The sequence below is a fragment of the Psychrobacillus sp. Z16_25 genome, assembly GCF_056856695.1.
Map to the genome: position 1 here is coordinate 43,585 of NZ_JBXEOV010000018.1, position 6,348 is coordinate 49,932.

The 6,348-nt window shown below is 39.7% G+C and carries 7 protein-coding genes; all 7 read left to right on the forward strand.

Features of this window, described 5'->3' with window-relative positions:
• The first annotated feature begins 134 nt into the window (after positions 1–134).
• The 7 genes from cysK to lysS all read left to right on the forward strand — a co-directional run bounded on the left by cysK (position 135) and on the right by lysS (position 5,997).
• Entirely contained in the window at positions 135–1,058 is a 924-nt protein-coding gene (gene cysK, locus AC1VU3_RS15110) for a cysteine synthase A (protein WP_480390469.1), read from the forward strand.
• A gap of 354 nt (positions 1,059–1,412) precedes the next feature.
• Complete coding sequence (gene folP, locus AC1VU3_RS15115; protein ID WP_482983906.1) at positions 1,413–2,267, forward strand: dihydropteroate synthase; 855 nt, start codon at positions 1,413–1,415, stop codon at positions 2,265–2,267.
• A 2-nt stretch (positions 2,268–2,269) separates the two neighbouring features.
• Positions 2,270–2,635 (forward strand): dihydroneopterin aldolase, encoded by a 366-nt coding sequence (gene folB, locus AC1VU3_RS15120; RefSeq protein WP_480390467.1) that lies wholly within the window; start codon positions 2,270–2,272, stop codon positions 2,633–2,635.
• Entirely contained in the window at positions 2,632–3,150 is a 519-nt protein-coding gene (gene folK / locus AC1VU3_RS15125; protein ID WP_482983907.1) for a 2-amino-4-hydroxy-6-hydroxymethyldihydropteridine diphosphokinase, read from the forward strand. The genes folB and folK overlap by 4 nt, the downstream gene beginning before the upstream one ends.
• Entirely contained in the window at positions 3,102–3,326 is a 225-nt protein-coding gene (locus tag AC1VU3_RS15130) for a helix-turn-helix domain-containing protein (protein ID WP_480390465.1), read from the forward strand. Before folK ends, AC1VU3_RS15130 begins: the two co-directional genes overlap by 49 nt.
• Entirely contained in the window at positions 3,323–4,348 is a 1,026-nt protein-coding gene (gene dusB / locus AC1VU3_RS15135) for a tRNA dihydrouridine synthase DusB (protein WP_480390464.1), read from the forward strand. Before AC1VU3_RS15130 ends, dusB begins: the two co-directional genes overlap by 4 nt.
• Before the next feature lie 158 nt (positions 4,349–4,506).
• On the forward strand, positions 4,507–5,997 hold the full coding sequence (gene lysS, locus AC1VU3_RS15140) for a lysine--tRNA ligase (RefSeq protein WP_480390463.1): 1,491 nt from the start codon (positions 4,507–4,509) through the stop codon (positions 5,995–5,997).
• The last annotated feature ends 351 nt before the right edge of the window (positions 5,998–6,348 follow it).

Consider the following 6,348-nt stretch of genomic DNA (forward strand, 5'->3'; position numbering starts at 1 on the left):
TGCGTTTTTTACTACTTATTAACGGATATACATAGAGAGCGACGAGAATCTTTATTAATTGACATATCTTCTAATAGGTTGTTAAGATGAATATAATAAACCCTATTAAATAACTAGGGATTAGGAGTGAGATAATGACTAAGGTAGCACAAAGTATTACAGATTTAATTGGAAAAACTCCAATTGTAAAGTTAAATAACGTAACAGGGCCTGAAGATGCAGAGGTATATGTGAAGCTTGAGTACTTTAATCCTGGGAGCAGTGTAAAGGATCGTATTGCACTAGCAATGATTGAGGCGGCAGAAAAGGACGGAAAGTTAAACGAAAATAGTACGATTATTGAACCGACGAGTGGTAACACGGGTATTGGTTTATCTATGATCGCTTCAGCAAAAGGCTATAAAGCTATTTTAGTAATGCCAGATACAATGAGCTTAGAGCGTCGTAATCTTTTACGTGCATACGGTGCAGAATTAGTATTAACACCGGGTGCGGATGGAATGAAGGGTGCGATTGCTAAAGCGGAAGAATTAGCAAAAGAACACGGTTATTTTATGCCACAACAGTTTAATAACCCTGCTAATCCAGAAGTTCACCGTTTAACTACAGGTCCTGAGATTGTAGAAGCGTTCGATCAATTAGATGGCTTCGTAGCCGGAATTGGAACTGGTGGTACAATTACTGGTGCTGGTGGCGTATTAAAAGAGCATTTCCCGAACATTCATATCGCTGCAGTTGAACCAAAGGATTCGAATGTATTATCAGGAGGAAAGCCAGGACCTCATAAAATCCAGGGAATCGGTGCTGGATTTGTACCAGGCGTGCTTAATACAGATTTATATGATTCTATTATTGAGGTTTCTAATGAGGATGCATATGCAACTTCTCGTCAAGTGGCGAAAACTGAAGGTATCCTTGGAGGGGTTTCTGCAGGTGCTGCGGTATACGGAGCTATTCAGCTTGCGAAACAGCTAGGAAAAGGTAAAAAAGTACTTGCTATTTTCCCGGATAACGGAGAAAGATATTTAAGTACACCTTTATATCAATTTGAGGATTAATATAGTGTGAAGGGGTGTCCCATTAGTAGAAAACTATGGGACACCCCTTTTTTGCGTTTATTTGTGATTAAGGATTGTTATTGGGGTGGTCATCAACCAGTATCACCTGTTGGAGCACGATTCTTTTGCAATTTAAAGTGTGTTCGTTTTGGTAGATAACTTCATATGTTTCCAGTTAAGATGGACGTAAATGTGTTTCTTTAAATGGAAAATGGAATAAATGCTAAAATAGAGATCGAGATAAGCTTTTATTCAAAAGAGTAAACAAATAAGTTGATGGTTTCTTATCGTTCAGAAGGAGCCGTTGATCTGAATCTACAGTATATAGCAAGCAAAAGGAAGAAGGGAATAACATTGGAACTAAAGTACTCGCAAAAATTTGAGGCTGGCGGAATCACCCTTGATTTTCGAAAGGAAACAATCGTGATGGGCATATTAAATGTAACACCAGACTCCTTTTCGGATGGTGGGAAGTTTAATGAGATAGAAGCGGCTGTTGCGCAAGCAAAGCAGATGGTAAAGGACGGAGCGAAGATTATTGATGTTGGAGGAGAGTCTACGAGACCGGGCTATACTCCAATTACTGTAGAGGAAGAAATTGCTCGCGTAGTGCCTGTGATTGAAGCTCTTCGAAGAGAAGTCGATGGTATTATTTCAATTGATACTTATAAGGCAGAGGTAGCAAGAGCAGCTATCCAAGCTGGTGCGCATATTATCAATGATATCTGGGGTGCTAAAAAAGATCCTCGAATTGCCGAGGTAGCGGTAGAATTTCAAGTACCTATCATCTTAATGCATAATAGAAATAACGAAGATTATCAAGATTTTTGGAATGAAGCCAAGCAAGATTTAGAGGAAAGCATCCGGATAGCTAAGTCAGCTGGAGTTCCAGATAGTCACATTTGGCTGGATCCGGGTATTGGCTTTGCTAAAAATACGACGCAAAATATATGGATGATGCAGCATTTGAAGGAGTTAGTAGACATGGGCTATCCGGTATTACTTGCCACCTCACGTAAGCGTCTTATCGGCAATGTACTCCAACTTCCAGTAGAGGAACGTATGGAGGGTACTGGAGCGACTGTATGCTACGGTATCCAGCAAGGATGTCATATGGTACGTGTGCATGATGTGAAGGAAATAACGAGAATGACAAGAATGATGGATGTTTTAGTAGGTAAAACAAATTATCAAGAAGCGGAGAATTAAACATGGATTACATATATCTAAATGATTTAGAGTTCTACGGCTATCATGGTGCACTGCCGGAGGAAACGAAACTGGGTCAAATCTTTCGAGTGACAGTCACACTTGCTTGTGATTTAAAGGAAGCAGGAGAAACAGATAACTTAGAGGCTACGGTAAACTATGCAGAGGTTTATGAAGTTTGTAAGGAAATAGTAGAAGGTAAGCCTTATTTATTAATTGAATCCGTAGCAGAAAAAATTGCAGGGAAAATTCTAGAACAGTATAAGGGCAAGGTAAGCGGCTGTAAGATTCATGTTGTGAAGCCGAATCCACCAATAGCGGGTCATTATGCTTCTGTAGCTGTGGAAATTACGAGAGGTGTGCTATGAACATCGCCTATCTTTCCTTAGGATCAAACATCGAAAACCGTCTTCACCACCTTCAGCAATCAGTTCGACTCCTGGCTGAATCGGATATGGTAGAAGTGAAGAAAATCTCCTCTGTGTACAAAACAGATCCTGTAGGTTATTTAGATCAAGATGCTTTTTTAAATATGGTGGTAGAAGTGACAACATCACTAACACCACATGAACTTTTAAAAAAATGTAATGAGATTGAAGCGGCTTTAGGGAGAAAGCGAGATATTCGCTGGGGACCTCGAACGGTAGACCTTGACATTTTGTTGTATAATGAAGAGAATATGAAAACAGAAGACCTTATTATTCCGCATCCTAGAATGACGGAACGAGGCTTTGTACTCATACCACTAGTGGAACTTAACGATCAGTTAATAGAGCCACAATCTAAACAATTTTTATCACATCTAGCGGATGGTCAGAAAGAAGGCGTCCATTTATGGAAAACATTCGATGGGGTTCACGCATTCGTGCATTTCGAAAGTTAAAGATGGTCAAGCAGGTAGAGCTTGCAAAGAAAATGGATATGTCTGTATCTATATTGGGCAAAATAGAGCAAGGGAAGCGTATGCCAACTGATGAACAGTTGAAAAAAATAGCTTCCATACTTGATATACAGCTAGAAGAATTGAAAGGGGAACAAAAGGAAGGTGAAGAATATTGACAGTTGCATCAACTAAGCCTTTCCAAATAGGGGATATTGTTATGGATAACCGTGTCGTACTGGCCCCTATGGCAGGTATCTGTAACTCAGCATTCCGTCTAACTGTGAAAGAATTTGGAGCAGGGCTTGTGTGTGCAGAAATGATTAGTGACAAGGGAATCGTTATTAAAAATGAAAAAACATTAAGCATGTTATATATCGACGAACGAGAAAATCCCCTTTCCTTACAAATATTTGGAGGAGAGAAGGAAACGTTAGTAGCTGCGGCTAAATATGTGGACCAGCATACAACAGCAGACATTATTGATATAAATATGGGCTGCCCGGTTAATAAAATCATTAAATGTGAAGCTGGCGCAAGATGGTTGTTAGATCCCAATAAAATCTATGAGATGGTTGCGGCTGTCGTAGATAATGTAAGGAAGCCGGTAACTGTAAAAATGCGTGCAGGCTGGGATGATGAGCATTTATACATGGTGGAAAATGCTCGTGCAGTGGAACGAGCTGGAGGAGCAGCGGTAGCTGTACATGGTCGTACTCGTGTGCAAATGTATGAAGGAAATGCAAACTGGGATTATATTCGACAAGTCAAAGAATCAGTGAACATCCCTGTTATTGGGAATGGAGACGTGAATACACCTCAGGATGCTAAGAGAATGATAGAAGAAACAGGTGTAGATGCAGTCATGATCGGTCGAGCGGCACTAGGAGATCCTTGGATGATTTATCGTACGGTGGAATACCTAGACTCTGGGATCCTAAAGCCGGAGCCGAGTGTACAAGAAAAGATTGAAGTTTGTTTATTGCATTTTGACCGCCTTGTAGCACTAAAAGGTGAGGCAATTGCAGTTAGAGAAATGCGTAAGCATGCCTCCTGGTACCTAAAAGGCATCCGAGGAAATGGGACAGCTAGAAATATGATTAATCAAATGGAGTCGGCAGAAGAATTAAAGTCATATCTTCGTCACTTTGCAGAAGAGTCAATGAAGGACGGACAAACCTCCAGTTCAATTCTAGCGTAAGTCAAAAGCTGTCACAGTAAGTGGCGGCTTTTCCTCTGTAATCAGAAAAGTGGAAATAACGAAGCCCATAAGCAAAAAGATGAATAGCTAAATGAAATTGTGTACAATAGATGAAACGTGAAGATACGTGCGATAAATGTCGCGGAGGAGTGAAGGAAATGTCTAATATAGAAGAATTAAATGATCAGCTTTTGGTGAGACGCCAAAAGATGAATGCTATACAAGAAAAAGGGTTAGACCCATTCGGAGGAAAATTCGAACGTACTCATATGAGCAACCAAATTGTAGCGGAGTTCAATGAGTATACAAAAGAAACTTTAGAAGAATCTCCAAAAGAAGTTGTAATTGCAGGGCGTATTATGACAAAGAGGGGCAAAGGTAAGGCTGGCTTTGCGCATATTCAAGATTTAGGTGGACAAATTCAAATTTATGTTCGTAAGGATGCAGTAGGAGAAGATGCTTATGAGCTATTCAATACAGCTGACCTTGGCGATATTGTCGGAGTGCGAGGAAATGTATTCCGTACACAAGTAGGGGAGCTTTCTGTGAAAGCTACGGAATTTACGTTCCTAACCAAATCACTACGTCCAATGCCTGAAAAATTTCATGGTTTAAAAGATGTTGAGCAACGATACCGTCAACGTTATTTAGATCTAATGACTAGTGAGGAAAGTAAAACTACCTTTATAGCGAGAAGTAGAATAATTCAATCTATGCGTCGTTATCTAGATAATCAAGGATATCTAGAAGTTGAAACTCCCCTTTTGCATACAGTAGCAGGTGGAGCAGCGGCTCGCCCTTTTATTACTCATCATAATGCATTAGATATGGAGCTTTATTTGCGTATAGCGATTGAGCTGCACTTAAAGCGTTTAATTGTTGGTGGATTAGAAAAGGTTTATGAAATCGGCCGCGTATTCCGTAATGAAGGAGTATCCACGAGACATAATCCAGAGTTTACGATGATTGAATTATATGAAGCTTATGCTGATTATAGAGATATTATGGATTTAACAGAGAACCTTGTTTCTCATGTAGCTTTAGAAGTACTTGGTACTACTACCGTTCAATATGGTGATGATGAAATTAACTTAGCTCCAGGCTGGAGACGTTGGCATATGGCGGATGCGGTTAAAGAAATAACTGGAGTGGACTTCTGGAAAGAGATGACCGTAGAGGAAGCAAGAGCTTATGCTAAGGAGCATGGAGTAGAAATTAAAGATTCCATGGAGGTAGGACATATTCTTAATGAATTCTTTGAACAAAAAGTAGAAGAAACGCTTGTTCAACCTACTTTCATATATGGGCACCCAGTAGAAGTTTCCCCACTGGCTAAGAAAAATCCGGAGGACGGACGCTTTACGGATCGTTTTGAGTTGTTTATCGTAAGACGTGAGCATGCTAATGCTTTCACAGAGTTAAATGATCCTATTGACCAACGTCAACGCTTTGAAGCACAAATGGCAGAAAAGGCAGCTGGTAATGATGAAGCGCATGAAATGGACGAGGATTTCTTAGAGGCTTTAGAATATGGTATGCCACCAACAGGTGGACTTGGAATAGGTATAGATCGTTTGGTCATGCTATTAACAAATTCACCATCCATTCGTGACGTACTGTTATTCCCAACTATGCGTCACCGTGACTAATAAAAAATGAAACGCTACGACAGTAGCGTTTCATCTTTTTTGATAAAATTAACATTTTAAAAAAATATGTTTTACCTCTTGCTAACTTGGTTAGAGCGTGATATAGTTATCAAGCTGTCAATTTCAAACGAGTTTCTCATTGAAACTCTCCGAAAAAAACTTTTAAAAAGTTGTTGACACAAACAAAAGAGTCTGATAAGATATTAAAGTCGCTAAGGCGATAACGAAATGAACATTGAAAACTGAACATGCAAAACGTCAAGATATACAGCGGTTGAAACATATCGCAAAACAAACATGACATCATTTTATGATGATGCCAGCAAAATTTATGAGCTATCAAAGCTTATC